This window comes from Aequorivita vladivostokensis, from assembly GCF_000952855.1.
In the GTDB taxonomy this organism is placed as follows: domain Bacteria; phylum Bacteroidota; class Bacteroidia; order Flavobacteriales; family Flavobacteriaceae; genus Aequorivita; species Aequorivita vladivostokensis.
On record NZ_JSVU01000006.1, the window covers coordinates 107,975 to 130,872 of the forward strand.

Sequence of the window (22,898 nt, forward strand, 5' to 3'; positions counted from 1 at the left end):
CCAGCCAATAATTTTAAGCCACATATTCAAAAGTAATATTTAAGATACTTTTGAATATGTGGCTATTTTTTTTCATCCGGTTCCGTTGTGCTTGGTTCCTGTCTAGCAAATAAATCCAGATATGCTTCCGAAAGATTGTCAATAACATCACCGGTCATCACCGCTTCATAACCCAGTTGTCCCGCGGCAATATCGCCCGCACGGCCGTGCATATATACTCCAAATACAGAGGCCAGCAAGGGATCGTATCCCTGGGAAAGCAACCCGGTAATTACCCCACATAGGGCGTCGCCGCTTCCGGCAGTTCCCATTCCCGGATTGCCCGTGGTATTTATATAGAGCTTCTCCCCATAAACCGTGACGGTATAAGCTCCTTTTATAATTACTATTACTTCGTATTTTTCTGAAAATTGCCTTGTCTTTTCAAGCTTGTCGTAATCATTCTTCCAGTCACCGATCAGTCTTTTCAGTTCTCCCGGATGTGGGGTCAATATCGTATTCTTCGGAAGCAGTTTCAGCATTGATTTCTTTTCCGAAAGAATATTCAAGGCATCGGCATCCAACACCATAGGAATATCTTTTTTACTTTTGAGGATTCCATCCAGAGCCTTGACCGTAGCTTCCTTTTTACCGATTCCCATTCCTATGCCCATTGCGGAAGGCTCAAATTCTATGGAAAGCTGCGTTAAATAATCATTTTCGCTATCGGTAACAACCATGGCCTCAGGCACCGTGGTCTGCAATATAGAATAACCACATTTGGGAACAAAAGCGGTAACCATCCCTGCTCCAATCCTAAATGCAGCGGTGGTTGACAAAACTGCGGCGCCAATTTTTCCGTAGCTTCCCGCGACAATGAGCGCGTGGCCGTAAGTTCCTTTATGGTCAAATTTTTCCCTTGGCCTGTAGAATCTCTGTGCTTCCAATTTCCCAATAAGTTGCGCCAAGGGCTCAGTTGTTTGCAGAAATTCGATATCCAATCCTATCTCGAACGCATCAAAATTTGATGCATAAGGCGCCGTTTCTGGAAGAAAAAAAGCTAGTTTGGGGGTTTGGAAGGTGAGGGTATGGTTTGCTTTCAGTACCGCTTCCGTATCTTCCAATGGCGCATTGGGATATAATCCACTGGGAATATCAATGGCCAGTTTAAATGCGCTACTTTCGTTTAAATATTGAATGAGTTTCTTTACCCAGCCGCCCGGGCAACGGTTTAATCCTATTCCAAAGATGGCGTCCACAATTATATCCTCGGCATTTATCTCAGGGAAATCATCCTCCCCCTTCATAAGGATGGGCCATTTTTTGGTTACGTTTTTAATTCGATCGTAATTGAGCAGAAAGTTCTTCGAGCGCTTGTCGCTGCAATTTACCACATAGACAATTACATTATATCCGTGCTCGATCAACATACGCCCCACTACCAGCCCATCGCCGCCATTGTTGCCAATTCCGCAAAAAATGCGAATGGGCACGGGAGCTCCATTCAAGCGTTGATGCAGCCAATTGAATATTTGTATTCCTGCCCGCTCCATCAGGGCTTCTGAAGTTATCTGTTGCTTTTCAACCGTTACTTTATCGGCTTCGTATAACTGTTCTGCTGAAAATATTTTCATCTTTCTATTTCAATTTTTTGCGACTTATGGGCTTCCGTCATGTTTTCTTAATCGTAAAAGGTCCGAGGAGCGACCGTTTTTTCCAAAGATAACAACTTCATCGGCATTGTTGAAAAGAACGTTTATAACTAATTGTGAATGCTGCCCAAATGCCTTTAATTCTTTCTAATTTTAGAAAAAACCATACAATGGAAACACGAGATAGTTTACTACTCCGTATGCGCCCAGAAATTCCCACGGCCAAAATTAACCCCACCATGTCTGCCGATGAATGTTTTCAGAATAAAACCTTGAGGCCTGTCGCAAAGCTTCAGAATGAACTTTTGTTGGCGGTTTTTCGGAATTATGTGGCAAAACACAAAAATGTATTTTACGACCTTACCATAGAAAAGAGGTTGGATTATATAGAAAACGCTATCCATAAGGATATGAAATTTCGGAATTCGCTCAAAGGCATCATCATAGGTCAGTTTACGCTGGAGGAATTTGAAATCTATACCCAAAACTCATCTGCGCTGAACAAACGGATGATGGACATAGTTAAGGAACGATTGAAAAGCAATATCCAGCTTTTGGAATACGATTTTGCATAATATAATATTGTAGGGTTGGTAGTAATCTTGAAATTGATTTATCGAAGTAGATTACTACTATCGGCAAAACCGTGCTACCGGCTACCCTCCAAAATGGATTCCCCATTTAAATCTGTTGTCAAAACATCGCTCATATAGTTGAAGAATGGCCGCAGCAGTTGATAATGGTAGATCAACTTCTCTTTAAAATCGGGTGAAAATACTTCCGTATCGGTAAAGGGATGGTTTACGAAGTAACTCTTTAAACGTATTAAATCTATGTTTTCATCGTCTTTGCTGAATCCTTGGGGCGCGGTCTTTACAGCATATTCCTGATTAAAATTCCCAAATGCTTTTTTGAATTCCTTTTTATTCAAAATATCGCGTATTTCTGAACTATCCATTTCAAACTCCTTGCGTATTCTTAAAAGATCTGCGGGGTTGGGATCAAAGAAACCACCCGCCATAAAACTATTACCAGGTTCCAATCGCAAGTAATAGCCACCTCTTCGGTGCGCTCCTGACCTACTGAAACTTACGCTCCGGTGCACATTATACGGTGTTTTATCATTGGTGAACCGTACATCCCGATTGATACGAAAAATTTTGATTTTGTCAATTTCATCTGTGGTATTTAGTTCCTTTTCCACTGCGGCATAAAATTCCTTCAGCGCCTTTTCATTGGCCAAATATTCTTTTTTATGTTCCTGCATCCACTCTCTATTGTTATTTTCTTTTAGTCTTAATAGAAAATCGAAGGCCGTTTTGGGAATTACTGGAGTCATATTTCAGATTTTGTGGAAAGATATGAAATGTTAGGGGTTCACCTTTTAGGATAACTATGAAAATTATGAGTTGAAAACCAATCCTTTTCTTGATAAAGATAATTACATAATACACTTTACAGGAAAAAACTCTAAATTTACATCAACAACATTAAAGCCAACTAAATATGAATACGACTACAAAACCAAATACGGCATTTTGGATTATTGCCGTTTTTGCCCTACTATGGAATTTAATAGGAGTTTATTTGTGGCTCTACGAATATTTCCTAATAACCGACGAAGTAAGGGCCACTCTTCCTCAGGAACAAGTGGAGATTATGGCCAGCGCTCCAATATGGAGTATGTATGTGTATGGACTCGCAGTTATTACCGGACTATTGGCAAGTGTATTTCTACTGATGCGTAAAAAATTGGCAGTTGCTGTATTCCTGCTCTCCTTAATCGCTGTGCTAATTCTGCAATTATATTGGATATTTGCTATGGGCACTATAGAAAAGCTTGGGCCGCAGTCGCTTTTTATGCCGCTCATAGTAATCGCACTTGCAATTTTTGAATATTTCTATAGTATGGGCGCGGCACGCAATGGGTGGCTTACTTAAGAACAAACCAAAGATTAGTTTTTAAGCGAAGCCATATCGATAACAAAACGATATTTCACATCAGCCTTTACAACGCGTTCGTATGCGTCATTAATGTCTTTAATATCAATAATCTCAATTTCAGAAACAATATTGTGCTTTCCGCAGAAATCGAGCATTTCTTGGGTTTCTTTTATGCCTCCTATTAACGAACCTGCTATGCGCTTTCGACCCATAATAATACCACCTCCGTGGAAAGGCTCTAAAGGTTCTACCGCTCCTACAAGCACCATCGTTCCATCTACCTTTAATAGATTTATATATGGATCCATTTTATGGCCTACGGGAATTGTATTAAGAATCAAATCAAAACTGCCTCGATGCTCTGCCATTTCTTCCTCATTCTTGCTGATAAGCACTTGGTGCGCGCCAAGCTTTTTTGCATCTTCCGCCTTTGACGGTGAAGTGGTGATCATTACAACATTAGCTCCCAAAGCATTAGCAAATTTGATCCCCATATGACCTAAACCTCCAAGGCCAATTACTCCCACCTTGTCACCTTTTTTCACCTTCCAGTGACTTAACGGCGACCAGGTGGTTATACCCGCACACAATAAAGGTGCTGCTCCGGCCGGATCCAAGTTTTTTGGAATATGCAGTACAAATTCTTTATTTACTACAACATCTGTTGAATATCCGCCATAGGTTTGTTGGCCTTCTAAATGTTTATCCGCACTATTATAAGTAAAGGTAGCTCCGTTTTCACAGAATTGTTCCAAATCGTTTTTGCACTGTGCGCAGGTTTGGCAGGAATCTACTAGACAGCCTACTCCCACAATATCACCTTCCGTGAAATTATGGACATTTTTTCCAACTGCTGTAACACGACCAATTATTTCGTGGCCGGGCACTACGGGATAGGTGCTTCCACCCCACTCATTACGCGCGGTGTGAATATCACTATGGCAGACCCCACAATGGGTGATTTTTATTTCCACATCATCGTCGCCCGTCTCACGGCGCTTTATATCCATCGGTTTAAGTTCTGCTTTTTCACTTTTTACGCCGTATGCTTTTACAGTTGTAGTCATTGATTGTTTTATATTTTTAGGATTTATAATTTATGTGTGCCAAAATTTTTAATCAGCACAATCCGATTTATTTCCGTAAAGATATTCACCCTTGAAGTTATTTCAGGTTAAGGCCGTGTTAATACCTTTGGCTACTTCACTTTTAAATGAGTTATGATTAAATGTAAATAAGTCAAGAAAAATGACGTAAAACCGATACATTCACCTAACTAACAAAAAAACAAAATCATGGGTAACATTTTATGGATAATTGTAGTCTTACTGGTAATCGGTTGGCTATTCGGGTTTTTAATATTTCCTGCCATTGGCGGAATAATTCACATATTGCTGGTAATTGCAGTAATTATGGTAATCTACAAACTACTTAGTGGCCGCAAGGTTTAATAAGCTTAAACAGGGTTTTTAATTTAGTTTAAAAATCCTGTTTTTTTATAATTCTGGTTCGAAGTCTTATTTCAAAATACTCCGTTACAGGGCATTGCACTTGAGAAAATGATTATTATACTATTGAAATTGTTATACGTATAGATTACTTTCTAATCTTTCCCGAAAACCGAGGCAGAGTAAGGGTTGTCTTGCTTGTATTTATGAAATATACCCCGGTTAAAAGCACGGCTGCTGCTACAATGGATTGGGTAGTAATTTCTTCATTTAAAACATACCAGCCCAAAATCAGGGCAATAATAGGATTTACATAGGTGGAGGTAGCAACCTTATCTGGTGATACCGTTTTTAACAGATAATTGAAGGAAGTGAAGGCCACGATGCTCCCAAAAATAATCAGCAATACCATACTCCATTGCACGGGGGCTTCCCATTGCTTTGGCGCAATCCATTCTTCCCCAAAGAGAAAACTAGCAACGGCAAGGGTAATTCCCGCAGTAAACATTTGATATCCGGTATTTACAAAGAAATTCTTGGGAAGATCCGCTTTACCCACGAAAAGACTGCCGTAGGCCCAACTGAGCATACAGGCAAATATCATCACCATTCCCAATACCGTTCCCTCTTGGGCAATGAGTTGTTTTTGTACAACGAGCAGAAAAATTCCTATAATTCCCAGGCCCACACCCACCAACGACATTGGCTTGATGCGCTTGCCCTGTAGTAGCCACATAAGAAGCAAAACCACCAAAGGCTGCGCAGAAATCTCCAAGGCAGCAAACCCACTATCTACATATTTTAGTGCCCAAACAATAATGCCGTTTCCAAAGGAAAGAAACAACACGCCCACTATAAATGCATTTATAAATTGCTTTCGGGTAATGGCAAGGCTTTTCCCCATAATTTTGGCAATTATAAATATAAGAAGTCCAGCGGAGGTAAAACGAATAGAGGCCAAAAAAAACGGCGGCAATTCCGCAACGGCCACTTTATTGAGCATATACGTACTTCCCCAAATAACGTAAATGGAGAAAAAGGCAAGAATTATTAAAACGGGGTTTCTTGTTTCTGGCTTCAAGGGTTTCGTTTGTGGTTAATTTGGTTTGGTACTTGAAATTAGGAATTTATTTCCCACGTTTATTCTTTCTAAAATTTTTATCGCCTCTGGTTTTGGGCTTTTTGTACTTCTGCTTTATTACGCGCTTGTAAGAACCTCCCTGATTTTCCTTTTTATTTTTTTCCTTCTTCTCGTGAAAAGCGGGTCCAGCTTCCTCTACATTGGTGGGGTTATTGATTTCAACTATTTGGGGTTTTTCCTCAAAGGTGAGCTGTTTTGAAATCTTTACTTCTTTTGGAAATTCAAATTCTTTAATTTTTAAATCCATCAAGGTTTCGATAGTCGCCTTTGCATCCTCTTCCTTTTCGGTGTAGAGCAAAATGGAAGTTCCCTCCTGCTCTGCCCTTCCGGTACGGCCTATGCGGTGCATATAGTTTTCGGGGAAGTTGGGCACGTCAAAGTTGATAACGTGGCTTATCTGGTCCAAATCCAAACCGCGCGCCATAACATCGGTCGTTACGAGGATTCGCGTTTTTTCGGCATTGAAGTTTTCTATGGAACGGATTCTGTAATTCTGTGTTTTGTTGCTGTGGATTACGGCAACTTCACTTCCGAAGAATTCATCCAAAATATCAAAAAGCAAATCGGCACTTTTTTTATTCGGAACAAAGACGAGTACTTTTTTGAAATCGCTTTCATTCTGAAGCAAATGTTTCAGCAGATTGGCTTTTGTATAAAAATTCTCAACCTTGTAAGCGTATTGCGAAATATTCTCCAATGGCGTTCCGCTTACCGCCACCGATACTGTAGTAGGCGCAATAAAGAAATCGTGGATAAACACATTTACATCATCGGTCATCGTTGCCGAAAACATAATGTTTTGGCGCTTGTTGGGAAGCAGCTCCAAAATATTGGTAAGCTGAAACCGGAAGCCCAGATCGAGCATTACATCCACTTCATCAATTACCACTTTTTTTACGGCCTTTAGCTGAAGCGCGCGGCTTACCACCAAATCATACAATCGCCCCGGAGTGGCAACGATTATGTCGGCTCCTTCGGCAACGGCTTCCTTTTGGCGGTTGATGTTGGTTCCGCCAAAAACCCCGATTACTCTAATTGATGAATATTTTCCAAATTTCTCAATCTCTTCCACCACCTGTAAAACCAACTCCCGAGTGGGAACCATTACTAGAACGCGCGGGTTTATTTCCTTCGAAAATTTCAAATCCTGAAGAATGGGGAGCATATAGGCAAATGTTTTTCCCGTTCCCGTTTGCGCAATCCCGACCATATCGGTCCCCGACATGATTACCGAAAACGACTGCACCTGTATGGGCGTGGGTTTTTCAAAACCCAAATCGGCGATGGCATACTGCAGTTGGTTGGAAATATTAAACTCGTTGAATGATTCCATGGAAAAAAGTTTGTTGTAAATATAACGCTTTGTTAATTGGGGATTTGGGATTCGTTAATTCGGGATTTGTGGATTGAACTTTTAATTCTTATAAACTTAAAATCCCTCCTTAAATCTTAAATTTTGAATTTTGAATTTTAAATCTTGAATCTTGAACCTTGAATCTTGAATCTCGAACCCTAATCCTCCGGCGGATGCCCGTGAATCTCTTCAAAAACGGTATCAAAATTATCCCGCAGATAACTGCGTAATTTTAGGCGATAATCGTCTTTCAACCAGCTGATGAAATTGTGGGTGCTCTTACTGATGCACTGCGAGTACTTCTCAATTCGGTGATCTATATCGTCGCCCAGCATTTTTGCCAATCCAAGCGCATCGTAAACATCTTCGCTGTTTTCTATACAAATATAGGCGTGCTGTGCAATAGACCGTTCCAAAACCACTTTGCTCGATTCACCTTTAAAGGTTGCCTCTTGGTAAGTTTCCTTTATGTCGAAATACACTTCCTTGCTATTGGCAAACTCAGCGCGTAGCTCATCGGGCATTTCATACCTGAAATGGCTTTCCAATTCCTCATCGCTCAACAGTCTGTCCATATAATAATCAGGGGAGCGGAATATTGCCTGCCAGTCCAAAGGCGCTTCCCACGGGCCAAAACGCTGATAATTGTTCCCAAGGTCAATCACGGAAAATTTCGATTTATTGTTCAAAATACGCGAACCTCGACCAATCATTTGGAAATAAAGCGTCAAGGAACGGGTTGCTCTATTTAAAATAATGGTATCAATGGTAGGTTCGTCAAAACCTGTGGTCAAAATACTTACGGAAGTTAAAATAGCGTCCGGCGTATCGCGAAACCATTTCAAAATTTGTTTCCGCTGTTTTTTGGTAGCCGTATTATCCAAGTGCATAATGGGCAAACCTTCGGCCTTTAAATGATAATATACTTGAATGGAAGTATTGATACCGTTATTAAAAATCAGGGTTTTTTTCCCTTTAGAATGATTTAAATATGCTTGGTATAATTGGTCAAGCATTCCGACGGCGGAATAAAGATCATCCGAGGATTTTACGGTATAATCACCATTGGAGCCAATCTCCAGTGAAGTTAGCCCCATATTGTATTGAAAGACTTCCACTTCAGCCAAAAACTCATTTTCGATCAAGGATTGAATACTTTCGCCCACAATGAGTTCGTCATAATTATCCTTCATAGGAAGGCTACGATTGGAACTTAAAGGAGTAGCTGTAACACCAAGTATAAAGGACTTTTCAAAAAATTTGAAAAGTTTTGTAAATGAGTTATAGTGCGCTTCGTCAATGATAACAAGGCCTATATCCGAAATGTCCAATTTATTATCGTTCAAACGGTTATTAAGCGTTTCCACCATCGCGACAAAACAACTGTACTTTTCTTGATCATCGAGATTTGCAGTGCTGTTCACCACTTTGTTTACCACCCCAAAACTGGTAAGCATTTCTGAAGTTTGCTTGCAAAGCTCCACACGATGGGTCATCACAAGCACTTTTTTGTTGTGGATCTTTAAATATTGACGGACTATTTCAGAAAATATTACCGTTTTTCCACCGCCAGTAGGAAGCTGATACAGCAGATGATAATCATCCGGCGCAGTCTCAAATTTCTCGAAAATCTTATCAATCGCTCCTTTTTGGTAGCTATAAAGCTCTTTATCTGTTTTCTTTTCTTGAATTGCGTCTTGTATCTCTGTCATAAAAACCCCATTTTTTAAGTTTTGCAAAACTACACCCTTTTGTAGGTTTTGGACGAAGTTTTAAGAAATTTATTATGCAGGAATTTTCCGATGGTTTATTTCTGCTTTGTCTTGAGATAAAGTTGTTCTATTTTATCTCGGGCCCAAGGGGTTTTTCGAAGAAATGTTAAGCTCGATTTGATGGAAGGGTTGCTGTTAAAGCAATTGATCCTTATTTTTTCACCTAAAACCTCCCAGCCATAGTAATCAACCAGAAATTCAAGAATATCCGCAAGTTTAATACCGTGCAAAGGATTATTGGGTTGTTGGTTATCCATAATAATTTGTAATAATTGTTTCGCTTAGTCTTTCATTTTTATTCTGAAAAGAACTACCAATCTATTGGCCTATAATCCTTTAAAAACTTTCCGCTCCAGTGTTTACCGGTATTTATACCATCAATTAACGGATCCATTACGCGGGCCGCCCCATCAACAATATCCAGCGGCGGTTGAAAGTCGTGCAGCTCCATTTTACGCTTTGCCAGCTCTACCGGATCTTCGTCGGTTACCCAACCCGTATCAACTGCATTAATATATATTCCTTCCTTTGCAAGGCTTCCCGCTGCCGTATGCGTCAACATATTGAGGGCGGCCTTGGCCATATTGGTATGTGGGTGGCGATCTTCCTTGAAAAAACGATGGAACTTCCCTTCCATCGCCGAAACATTTATAATGTGCTTTTTACCTGTATTTTGCTTCTTCATAATTTCGCCCAAACGGTTACAAAGCACAAAAGGCGCAATTGAGTTTACTAACTGAACCTCAATCATTTCCGTAGTTTCAATTTCACCAAGCCTTAAACGCCAGCTATTGGTTTTTCGAAGATCGACTTGTTGCAAGTCCGCATCCAATTTTCCTTCGGGAAATACTTCCTTTGCGCTCAAGGAATTGTCAAAACTATAAGGAATCTGCGAGAGTTTTGCCGAAGCTCGAATGCCGATTCCCGGTTCTGCACCATGCCAAGTTACGGGTAAATTTTTATTTGAATTTTTCACCATCTCTGTACTGATGGTTTTTAATTCGTGCAAACAATTGATGTGATCTTTGAGCAAATCCTTCACAAATTGCGGATGTTCCTCCAAAGGCATCTCTTCCCGGGCCATTAAATGTTGGTAGAAAGCTGCGGGCCTTCGCACGGTTTGGGCGGCGTTATTAATAAGTATGTCAAGATTTTCATATTTCTGCTCAATATAATTGCAGAAAATTTCAACACTCGGAATATGCCGAAGATCCAGACCGTGAATCTTTAAACGGTCTGCCCATTGATGAAAATCTTCTTCCTGTGCAAAGCGATAGGCCGAATCTGCCGGAAACCGCGTGGTAGCGACCACGGTAGCGCCCGCCCGAAGCAGCATCAAAGAAATATGATAACCGATTTTTAAGCGGGAACCTGTTAGCACTGCAACTTGTCCAGTTAAATCCGCGCTTTGAAAACGCTTTGCATAATTGAAATCGCCACACTCGGTACACATAGTATCATAAAAGTGATGAAGCTTGGTATAAAGTGTCTTGCAGACATAGCAATTGCGCGGGGTTTCAAGTTCAAGTTCTTTTTTTGAAGAAAGTTCCGAGGTTTGAAGCAATTTTGGAGCTACAAAAACTATGTTTTCGCGCGCGCTTCTAATACCGGTTTCTTTTCTTGCGGTTCGATCCTTATTTGCCTGTTTTCGTTTTTCGGCTTTTTTTGCATCTTTTTTTCTTCGGGAAAACTCATCGCGGTTCGGTCTCGAAAGCTGTCCCGAAGCCTTTATTAAGGCCGTGCGCTGTTCCTTGGGAATTTCAAATATTTGATCGGTATTGCTGTTCAAATATTCCAGAATGGCAATACACCTTGCTATTTCGGTTTCATCTATCGTTCCGTTTTTAGCCAATCCAGAAATGTCCGGCACTGCCTCCATCCCATCTTTCCCAACGGCAAGCTTAATCTCTGACACTTTTTCTTGTGACATATTAAATTTTCGGCAAATATACTCACAGTTTGAACGTGGAAAACATTTTGCCCCAAATAGTATAAGCCAGTTTTCTATTTACTTACCAACTCCTTTTGAATATTGGCAGGAACAGCTTGATACATTGAAAATGAAGATTTAAAAGTAGCCCGTCCCTGGGTGAGCGAACGCAAATCTGTAGAGAAGTTATAGAGTTCTGCTTCTGGTGTCAAACATTTTAAAACTTGATAATTGTTATTGCTCTCTATTCCTTGTATCATGGAGCGTCGCGCCTGTAAGTCGGTCATTACATTGCCCACCATTTCCTCCGGAACTTTTACGGTTAGTTCCAATACCGGTTCCAAAAGTTTGGGATTGGCATTTAAGAATGCTTCCTTAAAAGCGTGTGCGCCAGCAATTTTAAAGGAAATATCATTGCTATCCACAGAGTGCATCTTACCGTCATAGACCATGACCCGAACATCCCGTATGTAGGAACCGGTGAGCGGACCTTCTTCCATAACTTCCAAAACACCTTTCATTATGGAAGGCAGATAGCGCTGGTCTATCACGCCGCCGACGATGCAATTGTAAAAAATTAATTTCCCACCCCAGGAAAGATCCATTTCTTCCTTGCCTCTAATATTAAAACCTTGGGGCTCCTCCATATTTTCATACCAAGGTTCAATCTTTAGATGAACCTCGGCAAACTGCCCAGAACCGCCGGATTGTTTTTTATGTCGGTAATTAGAAGTGGAAGATCGCTGAATGGTTTCCCTGAAAGCTATTTTCGGCTTGTCGAAACGTGCTTCTACCCCATAAATATTCTTCAGCGTCCAGTCTATGGTAGCTAAATGGAGTTCTCCTTGACACGACAAAATAAGTTGTTTCGCTTCCGAAGAAAAGGAAATTTGTACGGTAGGATCTTGGCTATGTATTTTCCTTAACGATTCGCTCAGTTTTTCCTCGTCTTTTGTATTCACTGCAAAAACCGCTTTTTTGATTTTTGAAGGTGGAAATTTGATCGGTTTTACGGTAACGGGAAATTTCGCAGCGGTTTAGGTGTCATTCGTTTCAGTATATTTTAATTTCAACGTTGCGCCGATGTCTCCCACTGTTAGTTTATTTACGGGTTGCCTGTCCTTTCCATCCATAATGAAAAGCTGGTTGATTACTTCGGTTTCATCGTTTCTGGAATTTATGAGTTTGTCATTCAATTTGACTTCTCCACTTATAACCTTAAAAAATGTAATCTGGCCTAAATTGGGCTGATAAACCGTTTTGAAAATAAAGAGCACCGTGGGGTTTTCTTTGGACGCAATTATTTCCTCGCCATCAATACTTTGTTCGGGCGTTAAATCGGCCGCAGAAGGTGCTACGTTGTCTATAAAGCCCATTAATCTTCCGGTACCCATATCATTTAAGGCGGATACACAGAATACGGGAAAGAGTTCGTGGTTCAGCATTCCGGCCTTTATTCCTTGTCGCATTTCGTCTTCGTTCAAGGTGCCTTTCTCAAAAAAAAGCTCCATCAATGGTTCGTCATTTTCGGCAGCTTTTTCTATCAATTCGTTATTTAGTTCCTTGGCCCATTCCATTTGATCTTTCGGAATTTCGAGCTTCTCTGGTTTGCCACCCTGAGGCTTAAACTTGTACATTTTCATTTTTAGGACGTCTATAATGCACTGCGCACCATTTAATAGCAAAGGATACTGTATTTGCACAGCATTCTTGCCTACCAACTTTTTTATGCTTTTGAGACTTTCCTCAAATTTGGCATTTATATGGTCTATTTGATTTATTACAAAAAGGGTGGGCTTGTGGAATTTGTCAATATAGTTCCAAATAATTTCGGTGCCTACTTCCACGCCATGCTGTGCATTTAGAACCATAACAATGGTATCTGCCACGCGGATGGAGGAAATGATTTCGCCAATGAAATCGTCCAGGCCAAGCGTATCTATAATGTTAATTTTGAAATTGCGCCATTCGGTATGGAGCGGGGTGGCGAAGATTGAATTGCCGCGCTCGTGCTCAATTTCGTGATAATCCGAAACTGTGTTCTTGTTTTCAACCGTGCCCCGCCGATTTATGAGCCCAGCTTCAAAAAGCATGGTTTCGGCGAGAGTAGTCTTCCCGCTATTGTGGGCACCTACAAAGACTACGTTTTTGATGTGTTTGTCGTCATATATTTTCATCTGTTTAAAAATTTTGGTTAGTACTTCTTCAGATGCAATGCGCCAAACACTGTTGGTTTGGACTTGCCTATTTTTCGTTGTCCATATATTATTTTTAATTTTTTGGGTTCTTAAATTTAAGGAATTAATTCAAGAAAATCTGAATGTATAATTATTTTCACTTTGAAAAATGACACACATTATAAATTTCCTATTCGACAAACCGTTCAGAAACATTATGAATATTTTTAGTTATTAAATCCTTTATTATTAAATATTTATTAAAGTGAATTTATAATTATGTTAGGGTAAGGTAAAGCCGTATCTTCACGTAAACTAAAAAAAAACAACATGAACAATAAAGGAAAAGGATTATTAGCACTGCTAGGAGTAGCAGCGGGCGCATTTGCATTTTGGAAATACAAAAACATGTCGCCACAGGAAAAACAAAGACTAAAGGATAAAGCCAGCGAGACTGGCAGAAAAATCAAGGAAAAGGTAGAGGATGTTGAAGAAACCATTTCAGGTAAATATGACCAACTTAAAAATTCTGCCAAAAAGGAAGCTAACGATTTAGCAAATTAAAATGCTAGAGAGTTTATAAATTGAAAAATCCCGCAAAAAGCGGGATTTTTTAATTTAAGAATATAACGAAGATTATATTTTTTGAACTTTTACTGCGTTCATTCCGCGCTGGCCTTTTTCCAGTTCAAAGGACACGGCATCATTTTCTGTTATTTCGTCTATAATGCCACTCACGTGGGTAAAATATTTCTCATTATTTTCATCATCAATTATAAACCCGAAACCTTTGGAGGAATCGTAAAATGAAACTTTTCCGTTTCGTACAGGGTCAAAAGCCTCGCGCTCGCCCTCTTCTTTTGGCGGAATTCCGAGAACTATATCTTCTGCCTCAATCTCAGGCTTTAAGGATGGATCTGGGGGAGTGTCGGTCAAATTTCCGTTATGGTCCACATACACGAAATCTATACCCGGAGTTTTTTCGGCTTTTCGAGCTTCCTTCTTCTTTTGCTTCTCTTCCCGTTTTTTCAGTTTTGCTTTTTCTTTTTCCTTTTTACTATATGTCTGTTGCGATTTTGCCATGTATTTTTTGAATAAAAAAAGCCATCCACGTGGGCAGATGACTCTTGAATTAGTTATATGAAATGTTCTTTTCTATTGTTTTACCTAGATGGGTTTTAAATAATAATCATCCTATTTTTCCAAAGATACGGTAATTGGAGTGATTAAAATCACAAAAAGGGTTAAAGTATTGTAACGTAAGTATTCGCTCGCGCTATTTTTAAATCTATTTCAATTTATCCGCGTGCATTTCCCTAAGTTTGGCAAGTTTTGGCGAAATAACTGCAGTACAATAACCTTGGCCTTGGTTGTTGGCATAGTAATCCTGATGGTGTGCTTCCGCTGGATGGAATTTTTCCAAAGGGCTCAATTCCGTTACAATCGGATCGTCAAAATAGGGTGCCATTTCTTTTAAAACTGTTTCGGCAATTTTTTTCTGTTCTTCATTATGGTAAAAGATTACCGATCGATATTGGGTTCCCCTATCCGCCCCTTGTTTGTTCAGCGTAGTTGGGTTGTGGGTGGTCATAAATATAACGAGCAGGTCTTCATAAGAAACCACTGTGGGGTCGAAGGAAACTTGGATTACCTCGGCGTGGCCGGTAAGGCCGCTGCAAACTTCACGGTAGGTCGGCGTTCCCGGCACCTTTCCGCCGGAATAGCCTGAAATCACTTTCTCAACCCCTTTTATCTCATCGAAAACCGCTTCGGAGCACCAAAAGCACCCGCCTCCCACGGTCATCTGTTCTAAATTTTCTTCTTTCATATCATAATTTTTTAATAGGCTTTCCAAAGATAATTACTGCGTTGCGGTAACTATCTAAAGTATTGTTAAACCTGAGTTTTTGTGCTTTTCATTAATTTTATGCCGAAATATTAGTTTAGAAGGGATAGCCAATTCCAAAATTGAAAACGGTTTCATTCACATCAAAATTGAAGCCCTCTTCGGTAGCCGGATCGTGGAAGGGCGCGGCAAAATCAAAACGCAATACAAAGCCTTGAATATCTACACGCAGCCCCACACCGGCGCCCATGCCCAGTTCATTTATAAAATTGGAAGTGAATTTATCGGTGCCGCCGTAGGTGGGATTGGCTTCTGAATTCCAGATATTTCCGGCATCGGCAAAAACAGCGCCCTTAAAAAAGGAAACTATGGGAAACCTGTATTCAATATTTGCTTCCAAACGTATGTTACCCGTTTGGTCAAAATAATTATTGTTGGGATTGTCGGCATCGTTATACGTTCCCGGCCCCAAAGAGCGAATCCTAAAAGCCCTAACGCTATACGGCCCTCCAGAATAGTATTGTTTTACATACGGAATTACATCAGAATTACCATAGGCATAACCATAGCCGCCAAAGAGCCGGGCTGCAATAACCTGCTCTTTCCCAAAGTTGAAATGGTATCTCACATCGGCATCAAACTTCGCGAATTGGGCATACTCCAATCCTAAAAATTCTTTCTTGCCCATTTCATTTTCTTTCCCAAAAAGACTGATACTGTTTCCGGCAACATCTACCGTGGCATTTAGAAAAAATTGGTGCTTTTTGGAAGCATCCACCATGCCGTTATAGGTAAAGGAATAGTTTAGCCCAGAAATAAACTGCTGGTCAAAACTTCGTTTCAAGAATGGGTTTTCATTTAAAATTTCGTCAAATTCCGGTGTCGTATTAGAAGGTTTGGTATAGTTTATCGAAATGGGAATTATCTCGTGCGTAACATATTTATTGGCCTGCCATATATATCCAAACTGGGCGGTGCCCGAAAGCAGGGTGTATAACTTTGTCCGGCTTAGGTAATCCACGCCCAAACTTGTCTTGGTTTTCGGGATGGCATATTCAAAGAAATCCGTATCAATTTTAATGGGGAAAATAACGCGCGGAAAAATAAGTTCAGATTTCAACCCGATATTGATACTTGTATTTCCGCTATTGCTGCCGCTGCCCATTTGTACCTCATATCCAAAACTCGCCGTAGTATTCAAGGTTTCGCCGCCATTGAACAGGTTGCGGTTGCTATACGTGAGCGCCAAGCCGGGCCCCGCAAAATTGTTCGATTTTGTTACCGCTTGAAGTTCGGCGCGAATGGCACGCTTATTCAATGGCGAAAGAAAGATGTTCGCCTGCAAAAACCCCAAACTATCCGTGGACAGCGAATCCACTTCCTTATATTGAATGTTCACAAACTTATAGGCGCCAACGGTAGAGAGACGGCGGGAGGTATTCCGGGAATCTTCGGGACTGTAGCGTTCTCCCTCTTCCAAAGTGATAAAGGGGTCCAGATATTTCGGTTTGAAAAAATCTGCGCTGTTGATGTAGTTTTTTTCGTTAAAGCGGGCAACATCGGTCACCGTGGAATCTTGACTGTCATATTTGGCATAAACGTTTATTTCTGAAATTTTATAGGGCACGATGGCCATTTTGGGCACTTCTTTTTTCAACCGGAGAAAAAGATCGAAGCGTTTTTTATCGTATTGATTGGTATCGGCTTCAAATATTAAAAAACTTGAATTGAAATTATAGTACCCGACCGCTTTAAGATCGCGGTCTATGCGCTCCCGCTCCAACTTCAGGTTTGAAAGATCAAAACGCATCCCTTTTTTCAGCTTTGTTTCCGCTACACTTCGCTGAATGGCAGAATACACGGGTTGGGGCAACGAGTCCAACTGATAGCTGGCTATAGTATATGGCGTTGTAGCCTTTACCATATAGATTGCCGAAGCCTCTTTTTCCTTTTCTTCAAATTGTGAGCTTATTTCACTGTAGAAAAAACCCCTGTTTTCCATTCTGTTCCGCAATATTTCCTCAACCTCATAAAGCTCCACATCGCTTTGATAAACGGGCTCCTGCCCTATTCTTTTATAAAAGAAGCGATTTATAAATCCCGGATTCCCCTGTTGCATTTTGTAATAGAAATGAAGGCCGGGGCGCATTCCCAAGAACTTTTTATTCGGTTTTTGGCGCAAGGCCTCTTCCAAAACAGCCTCAAGGTTTCCTTTATTTTCGATAACGGAATCCGACTTAATTTCCACGGAAGCTCCCGTATAAAGCCGCTCATCTTCGGGGATGAATTTCTTCACCGCGCAGGATTGAAGCACGAGGAGTATGATTAAAAAAAGGACTGTTATGTTAAAAATTTTCTTCACTGAAAATGACGCTGTTTTTTCTGTTTATATCTAAGTTATTCTTTTTCGGCTTCTTTTTCTTCCTTTGGAGGTTGAGGTGTTTCTTTCTGCTCTTCTGCTTCCTTCTGCTTTTTTTCCTGTTCTTCCAAAATTCGCTTTTGCTCTTTTTCCTTTTCGGTTTCGCCACGAAGCAAGGCTTGCCACAATTCATCAAATTTGTTGAATTCCTGGGTGAAGATCAGCGCTATACCACTCGCAATGGTCTGCCCATCCACGATATTCTCAAATTGATTTCTTCTGAAACCTTTCAGCCTATATCTACCGTTTTCGGTGAGTAAATATTCCAAGGTTACGTTGCCGATAAGGGGTGCGGGCTCGTTATTTGAACTGCTTCCCTGCAAATCCACTTCGCTGCCCACCCGTACAATTAACCGATCATCAAAGAGCTTTTTCTGTGCGGCAATGTCCAGTTGGGTTCTTTGTTGTGCTGTTTCTCCCTGATAATCGGTATAGCTGTCCAGGCCAAAATCCAATTCCACGCCGGTATTACCCAGAAGTTTATCTGAAAACACATTTAACTGGTCCGAAATTGCGTCGTTCAAGTTATGGCGCGCCACGGTGGCAAATCCTCCGGTGCTGCCGTCACTACCGGGCTCGGGATAAAACCTGCCGAGCACCAAAAGTGAAAATACCTGACGGTTCAGTTCGTCCTGTTGGGTGTTCAGCTGCTGCAACCTGCCATAGACCTGTCCGCCGATTGCGCCTCGTTCGTCTTCCGGCATATTTATGTCAAACCCGATTACGGGCTGGGTGAGTTGGCCATCAATATTTAGATATACATTGAAGGGCAGCACCTGCTTATATTTATTCTTGACCGAAGGATCGGCTCCCGAAGTAACGGGCGCCATTAACGGCGAGGCGGAAGCTTTTACCGTATAAATGGCTTTCACATCCAATTTTGCATCAAAGGGATCGCCGGACCAGCTAATACGACTTTCGGGCGAAAGCTCAAACCTGCGGTTTACGAGATTGTACAAGTTCATCTCGTAATGGCCACCTTCCACCTCATATACGCCGCTCAGCGTCATCCTTCCATTAGGGTTCATATTGAAATCAAACTCACCATCACCGAATACTTCAAAATTATCACCCGTTTCCTGATCGATTATGATCGTGATCTTTGCTGCCCTTCCAATCTTTAAAAAGGCATCTACATCCAAACCTGTGAAAGGGGCTGTTTTTTCAGCATTCCTTGTTAAAATCGCATCCGGATTTTCACGGTTTACAAAAATCACCACTCCGTCCCGTTCTTCAATTGCTACGCTCGAGGAGGGAAGAATATAGGTAATATCAGTATCGTCATTTACATTTATCTGCGCGTTCAATTTCGGAATTTGCAGATCGCCCGTGAGCTTGGCATCCGCATCAAAGGAGGCTTTTCCATACACAAAATCATTGTCGTCCTTAGTTGCGTTGAGCACTTGAAAATTCTTTGCTTTCAAATTTAAATTGAAGGTAGGATTTATAAATTTTTCGGTGCCGATGGTTCCATCCATTACCAATTTATTTTGGTTTTCGTCAAGTACGGTAAAACCATCCATATAAAGCCCTTTGTTGTCTATTCGCAGATTTTCATTACGTAAGGTAAATGGTGCATTCAGTTTTGTGACCGTAAAATCCGCGTTTTTGAAATTCAGGCTTCCATCGTATTTTGGAGCGGTTGTGGTTCCGGTTACGGTGAATTTCCCCGAAAAACTTCCATCGGCATTTTTTACTTCACCTAATGTAAACCCTTCCAAAGCGGCCATTTGGAACTGGTTTATATCCAAGTCCAAATTCAGCTTTGCATCGTTTTGCGTGGCAATATAATCTCCCGTCAGATCCAAATCTACTTGGCCTTCCTTTAGAGCGAGGTCAAAATCGTAACTGTTGCCTCCCTTTGACTTTGCATCCACTGTCAATATGCCCAGATCCACATCAAGCAGGTTCAATTGCTCTACTGAAATATCTGCTAAAAGCCCTGCATTCCCGAAGGGTTCAACAATTGCCAAATCGCCGTTCAAATTTCCCTTTGCGAGCTCCTCGGCGGGGTTGAGATAATTCAGGATTTCACTTAATTTGAAATTTTCAAAAGTAATGGCCGCGTGCTTCTGGGAAACATTTGGCAATTCATGGGTAAGGGTAACCGAAGAATTATTACGAGTAAACCGGAAATTGTTGAACTCCAAATCATTATTGGTAATGATAACTTCGTTATCGTCCGGGGTTTGCCAAGCGTTCCTGTCCAAAATTAGATCGTCCGGCAAAATGTGAAAACGAAGCCTCTCCGCAGTTCCGGTAATCTGCGACTGAATGTTTATGAGGGTGGTATCATTGTAAATGGAATTAAATTTCAGGTTCATCTCGCCGTTTTGCAGATTCCCCGATACCTTTGTCTGGGGTATATCCAAAGGACCGCCTTTTAAACTTTTGAAACCTAAATCGAAGATAAACTTATCGGTGTCGGTATCCATTGAAAAGGCAAGGCTGTCCAATTCGTTACCCGCGTAATTGATATGTGGCGCTGTAATATCTGCCTTAAGTTTTCGGGCGGCTTCGTCAAAAGCGACATCAATTTTTATGGTGTCCAATTCCTTTACGTTTACCAAAAAAACTTCATTCAAAACCGGAGCTTCCACAATTTGACCTTTAACGTCAAGTTTTACGGGGTTTTGAATAGTGTCAGCATATTCTACTTTTTTTGAAAAATAGCTGGAAATATGCCGCTGTACCGAACTGCTGAAGGTTGCCGGGTCGGTATTGCTTTCCAAACTGAGCTCCACCATTTTATTGTCAAGCCAGATAGAGGTCGTGTCACTTCGCACGTGCGCAGTGGCCAAAACATCGCCCAATAAATAGGTTCTATCATCATAAACCACGACCCCATCCCCTACGGTTGAGATGACGTCAAAACCATCTTTGTTGGCCTCAAAATCGGCATCCAACTTAAAAGCGGTCCGTACGTCTCGAGCCATTAAACCAAGGGATTGCAGATTTGCGCCTATCACGTTTAAATGCGCACTAGCTCTAGGGGCAATAGAATCCAAAACTACATCGGCGTTAAGCTTTAAGTTGATATTCTCATCCTTATAATCTGATACAATTTCGCCTTCGCCATTTTTAATCTTGCCGTTTATCTCTAAATCGGTTATTGCGTAATTATTGAATTTAAAACTGCTAATCGTGGCATCCAATGTAGCATCCAAAGTATTGATTGTGCTCCCAGAACCTTCCGTTTTTAAGTTAAGGCTTATAGCGCCGAGTTGTTCATTTTGAAGCAATTCATTAAGTTGATATTCTTTTATCTCAATATTCGCATCAAAAGCAATCTGGGAATCATTTTTGAAATGTCCATCAATAATTGCAATTCCCTGCGAGGTGGTAAGCTGCGCTTTGGCATAAATATCTTCAAGATTCCCTTCAGCGCTTCCTTTAAGAGAAACATTCTGTGGAAGGCTTACGCCGAGTTCTTTTTCATTAATGAATTGAATAATATCGCCACGTTTGCTTTGGGCCGAAAATCTGGGAATATCAAATTGCAATTCGTCAGGTTTAGTGGCATTTTTAATGAAACCATTTGCAGAAATGCGTGTGGTATTGCCCCAGTTTACGAGCATATGCGAAATTTCAATTGCCGAAAGATAGCCCTCGGCATCAACATTTCCAGTAACATATTTCTTGCTGAGTGTTCTTAAATATTCATTCTTTTTAAGTTCGGGCTGAAATTTAAAGACTTCTTTTAAGTCTAATTGAAAGGATGGCAAGTCCACAGCAATTTTGGATTGGTCCGGCTTTTCAATCAATGCTGCCAATGAAGGATAATCAAGGCGCAATTTTCCATTTAGTTTGTTATCGTTCAGCGCCAGATTTAAATCGTTCAATTCAAGAAAATTATCGGTTGCATTCAGTTGCAGCGAAAGTTCCTTTAAATTTAACCCGGAACCCTCTTCAAACGTAAGGGCATCTACCTGCAAACCGGCTTTTTTGTCTTTCAGGAAAATGTCGTTTGCCTTTAGATTCAGATTTTTCAGCGCAATGGCGTTTGGATTGAAAACGTTGGGTTTTACTTGATTATTCGCAACAAAATAATTGATGTTATTTCCTTCCATATCAACCGCAGCAATGGAAATTTTAAAATCGGGCCACTCAAATTGCTGAATATCTTCTTTTACATCCTCCTTAACATCCTCAACTTTTTGGGTAATGCCGTTTACTTCCGTTTCCGTTTGTATGGTAACTATTGAATTTTTCAGATTAAAATCACCAATTTCAATGTCATTATTAGCTAAATCGGCTTTTTCCAATTCAAGGTACATATTTGAAATTTCCAGATTTGCCGCAATCCTATCGCCGTAAGATTGATAATCCACAAAAACATTTTTTAGGGAAAGTTCATCGATTGCCAAATACGGCAAAGGCACATCTTCCCCAGTTGAGGGTACCGGAGATTGTATGTATTTTATATTTGCATTTGCAAGTGAAGCTTCCGAGGCACGGAAATCCATGTTTTCCAAATCGGTTTTTTGCATTTGAAGGGCAAGGGAACCTACTTTGAATTTGCTGTCTATCCCGAGTACTGCATCATTAAAGTCGATATCGAAATCCTTTAGGAATATTTCACCCAAAACTATATCCATCGGAGCTGAAGTAGTATCAGCTGCAACATTTGTAGTATCGGCCGAAGCGAAAGCATCAATCAAAAACTGAAAATTATAGCCGCTTATGGAATCCTTTCGGACTATATTGGCGCGCACGCCTTCCCACTCCAAATAATCTACGCCAATTCCGTTGCCGCGAATTATGGGAAGCAACGGCACATCAGCCTCCAACGATTTTGAATAGACCAAGGTATCTCCCTTTTTGTCTTCCAAATAGAGCCCTTTCAGCATAATATTTCCGCCGAATGTAATAAAGAGCTTTTCAATTTCAACCTTGGTGTGGGTCTTTCCCGAGACATAATCCACAGTTTGCTGCACGATGATGTTCTGTCCCCACGGGCTTCGGATAAATAATATCAACAGAATGAACAGGATAATAAGAACCGCGAAAATCCTTCCGAGAATTCTTAAAAACCTGTACTTTTTTCTTGTCTTGGTTTTCTTTTCCTTTTTCTTTTCCAAAGCATGTCTTGGTAGAATTCAAAAATATAAAAATTCCCTATCAATACTGCGGCTAATCTCCCTAACTATCTGCCATTTGGCATAAACTTGTGTTAAATGTAATTTCACGAGGGAACAGATTAGTCCTTTCTTATCATACATCAATGTTCGGCGGG

At 40.7% G+C, this 22,898-nt stretch carries 18 protein-coding genes; 4 read left to right on the forward strand and 14 right to left on the reverse strand.

Annotated features, from left to right (window positions below; all coding sequences use genetic code 11):
* Positions 1-62: 62 nt before the first annotated feature.
* Entirely contained in the window at positions 63-1,613 is a 1,551-nt protein-coding gene (locus MB09_RS10770) for a bifunctional ADP-dependent NAD(P)H-hydrate dehydratase/NAD(P)H-hydrate epimerase (RefSeq protein WP_045080930.1), read from the reverse strand.
* 188 nt (positions 1,614-1,801) lie between these two features.
* Here MB09_RS10770 and MB09_RS10775 point away from each other — a divergent pair, with 188 nt between their 5' ends.
* The gene (locus MB09_RS10775) at positions 1,802-2,206 is read left to right on the forward strand and encodes a hypothetical protein (protein ID WP_045080996.1); all 405 of its coding nucleotides are present in this window, start codon (positions 1,802-1,804) and stop codon (positions 2,204-2,206) included.
* Positions 2,207-2,280: 74 nt separating this feature from the next.
* Here MB09_RS10775 and MB09_RS10780 read toward each other — a convergent pair whose 3' ends face one another.
* Positions 2,281-2,970: a DUF2461 domain-containing protein gene (locus MB09_RS10780; protein WP_045080931.1), complete on the reverse strand. Its 690-nt coding sequence runs from the start codon at positions 2,968-2,970 to the stop codon at positions 2,281-2,283.
* A 167-nt stretch (positions 2,971-3,137) separates the two neighbouring features.
* On the opposite strand from MB09_RS10780, the gene MB09_RS10785 reads away from it, so the two are divergent.
* Positions 3,138-3,572, forward strand: a complete 435-nt coding sequence (locus MB09_RS10785; RefSeq protein ID WP_045080932.1) for a hypothetical protein — start codon at positions 3,138-3,140, stop codon at positions 3,570-3,572.
* A gap of 14 nt (positions 3,573-3,586) precedes the next feature.
* Here the strand turns inward: MB09_RS10785 and MB09_RS10790 are convergent, their stop codons facing one another.
* Entirely contained in the window at positions 3,587-4,642 is a 1,056-nt protein-coding gene (locus MB09_RS10790) for an NAD(P)-dependent alcohol dehydrogenase (protein WP_045080933.1), read from the reverse strand.
* A 228-nt stretch (positions 4,643-4,870) separates the two neighbouring features.
* On the opposite strand from MB09_RS10790, the gene MB09_RS15930 reads away from it, so the two are divergent.
* Positions 4,871-5,026, forward strand: a complete 156-nt coding sequence (locus tag MB09_RS15930) for a lmo0937 family membrane protein (RefSeq protein ID WP_117624777.1) — start codon at positions 4,871-4,873, stop codon at positions 5,024-5,026.
* A gap of 145 nt (positions 5,027-5,171) precedes the next feature.
* Here the strand turns inward: MB09_RS15930 and MB09_RS10795 are convergent, their stop codons facing one another.
* The 7 genes from MB09_RS10795 to MB09_RS16405 form a co-directional block, all read right to left on the reverse strand.
* Positions 5,172-6,104, reverse strand: a complete 933-nt coding sequence (locus MB09_RS10795) for an EamA family transporter (protein ID WP_045080934.1) — start codon at positions 6,102-6,104, stop codon at positions 5,172-5,174.
* A gap of 46 nt (positions 6,105-6,150) precedes the next feature.
* A complete protein-coding gene (locus MB09_RS10800) occupies positions 6,151-7,497 on the reverse strand; it encodes a DEAD/DEAH box helicase (protein ID WP_045080935.1) in 1,347 nt (448 codons plus the stop codon).
* A 179-nt stretch (positions 7,498-7,676) separates the two neighbouring features.
* Positions 7,677-9,230, reverse strand: coding sequence for a DEAD/DEAH box helicase (locus tag MB09_RS10805; protein ID WP_045080936.1), 1,554 nt, complete (start codon positions 9,228-9,230; stop codon positions 7,677-7,679).
* A 95-nt stretch (positions 9,231-9,325) separates the two neighbouring features.
* Positions 9,326-9,547, reverse strand: coding sequence for a VF530 family protein (locus MB09_RS10810; protein WP_045080937.1), 222 nt, complete (start codon positions 9,545-9,547; stop codon positions 9,326-9,328).
* Positions 9,548-9,600: 53 nt separating this feature from the next.
* Complete coding sequence (locus MB09_RS10815) at positions 9,601-11,169, reverse strand: SDR family NAD(P)-dependent oxidoreductase (protein ID WP_045080997.1); 1,569 nt, start codon at positions 11,167-11,169, stop codon at positions 9,601-9,603.
* A 125-nt stretch (positions 11,170-11,294) separates the two neighbouring features.
* Positions 11,295-12,224, reverse strand: a complete 930-nt coding sequence (locus MB09_RS16400; RefSeq protein ID WP_262987128.1) for a translation factor GTPase family protein — start codon at positions 12,222-12,224, stop codon at positions 11,295-11,297.
* 33 nt (positions 12,225-12,257) lie between these two features.
* Entirely contained in the window at positions 12,258-13,397 is a 1,140-nt protein-coding gene (locus tag MB09_RS16405) for a GTP-binding protein (RefSeq protein WP_240484829.1), read from the reverse strand.
* 330 nt (positions 13,398-13,727) lie between these two features.
* Here MB09_RS16405 and MB09_RS10825 point away from each other — a divergent pair, with 330 nt between their 5' ends.
* Positions 13,728-13,961, forward strand: a complete 234-nt coding sequence (locus MB09_RS10825; RefSeq protein ID WP_045080938.1) for a YtxH domain-containing protein — start codon at positions 13,728-13,730, stop codon at positions 13,959-13,961.
* A gap of 72 nt (positions 13,962-14,033) precedes the next feature.
* Here MB09_RS10825 and MB09_RS10830 read toward each other — a convergent pair whose 3' ends face one another.
* From MB09_RS10830 to MB09_RS10845, 4 genes are all read right to left on the reverse strand, one after another.
* The gene (locus MB09_RS10830) at positions 14,034-14,480 is read right to left on the reverse strand and encodes a cold-shock protein (protein ID WP_045080939.1); all 447 of its coding nucleotides are present in this window, start codon (positions 14,478-14,480) and stop codon (positions 14,034-14,036) included.
* A 205-nt stretch (positions 14,481-14,685) separates the two neighbouring features.
* Entirely contained in the window at positions 14,686-15,225 is a 540-nt protein-coding gene (msrA, locus tag MB09_RS10835; protein WP_045080940.1) for a peptide-methionine (S)-S-oxide reductase MsrA, read from the reverse strand.
* Between the two features lie 115 nt (positions 15,226-15,340).
* Positions 15,341-17,605 carry a translocation and assembly module lipoprotein TamL gene (gene tamL / locus MB09_RS10840; protein ID WP_045080941.1) on the reverse strand — a complete coding sequence of 755 codons (2,265 nt, stop codon included), beginning with the start codon at positions 17,603-17,605 and terminating at the stop codon, positions 15,341-15,343.
* Between the two features lie 35 nt (positions 17,606-17,640).
* Positions 17,641-22,743 (reverse strand): translocation/assembly module TamB domain-containing protein, encoded by a 5,103-nt coding sequence (locus tag MB09_RS10845; protein WP_045080942.1) that lies wholly within the window; start codon positions 22,741-22,743, stop codon positions 17,641-17,643.
* Positions 22,744-22,898: the final 155 nt, after the last annotated feature.